Origin of the sequence: Actinoplanes sp. GCM10030250 (genome assembly GCF_042666575.1) — a bacterium.
GTDB lineage: Bacteria > Actinomycetota > Actinomycetes > Mycobacteriales > Micromonosporaceae > Actinoplanes.
On the sequence record NZ_JBHTDO010000100.1, the window covers coordinates 1 to 1,163 of the forward strand.

Consider the following 1,163-nt stretch of genomic DNA (forward strand, 5'->3'; position numbering starts at 1 on the left):
GTCCTGGTCCGCGAGGCCCTGATCGCGTTCGGCCAGCTGCATGATCCGCCGGTCCTCGACGTCGTCCTGCACGTCGTCGTGGCCGGTCAGCAGCCAGCTGCGATAGGCCATCGCCAGCAGGAACGCGGTCATCCCGAGGGTGATCACGATGGCGGTCAGGATCATCGCCTGGGTCAGCGGGTCACTCATCCGCGATACGGGGGTGACGCCGACGATGGGCGGCCCGCCGTATCCGCCACCGAGCAGGATCACCAGGTTGACGGCGTTGCCCAGCATCGTGATGCCGAGAATGACCCGGGTCAGGTTGCGTTCGAGAAGCAGCGTCACCCCGGCGGCGAACAGCACACCGACGACGATCACCAGCAGCAGGTTGGGGCTCACACCAACTCTCCCTCCCGCCGGGCGTCTGCCTCGGCGCGCTCGATCTGCTCGTGGCGGTCCACCTCGGCGCCGAGGCTGCGCAGAATGTTCAGCACCACCCCGATCACCACGAGGTAGACACCGACGTCGAAGATCATCGACGTGACGAAGTGGACGTGGCCCAGTACCGGCAGGTGCCAGTCCAGCAGGGCGCTCTGCAGGACCTCACCACCGGCGATCAGGGCGGTCAGGCCGGTACCCAGCGCGACCAGCAGGCCGGCGCCCATCAACGCGCCGGCGTCGACCGGCGCCGCCACGTCCAGCTCGCGCCGCCCACCGGCCAGGTAGCGCAGCACCAGGGCCAGCCCGACGACCAGCCCACCGGCGAAACCGCCGCCCGGAGCGTTGTGACCGGCGAACAGCAGGTAGATCGAGAACAGCACGATGGTGTGGAACAGCAGCCGGGTGACGACCTCGAGGATCGGCGAGCGCAGGCCCGCGTCGAGGGTGTGCCCGGCCATCAGCCACACCTGCCCCTTCGGCGGCGCCGGCAGGCCGGTACGCCGGACGCTGTGCAGCAGCCGCTCCGACCCGCCGAAGACCAGCGCCGCGACGCCGGTTGCCGCCACCAGCAGCACCGAGATCTCGCCCATCGTGTCCCAGGCGCGGATGTCGACGAGCGTCACGTTCACCACGTTGCGGCCGCCGCCGTACGACACGGCGGGCTCGGCGAACCCGGTGGAGATCGAGACCGCCTGCCGGCCCGAGGTCGCCACGTACGCCAGCCCGGAGACCACCGCACC

The 1,163-nt window shown here is 70.2% G+C and carries 2 protein-coding genes; both read right to left on the reverse strand.

Features of this window, described 5'->3' with window-relative positions:
* On the reverse strand, nt 1–381 hold a 381-nt coding region (locus ACFQV6_RS44200), incomplete at its 3' end, for a Na(+)/H(+) antiporter subunit C (protein ID WP_378033730.1).
* Nucleotides 378–1,163: hydrogen gas-evolving membrane-bound hydrogenase subunit E (mbhE, locus tag ACFQV6_RS44205; RefSeq protein ID WP_378033731.1), on the reverse strand; the 786-nt coding region annotated here is incomplete at its 5' end. The genes ACFQV6_RS44200 and mbhE, both read right to left, overlap by 4 nt.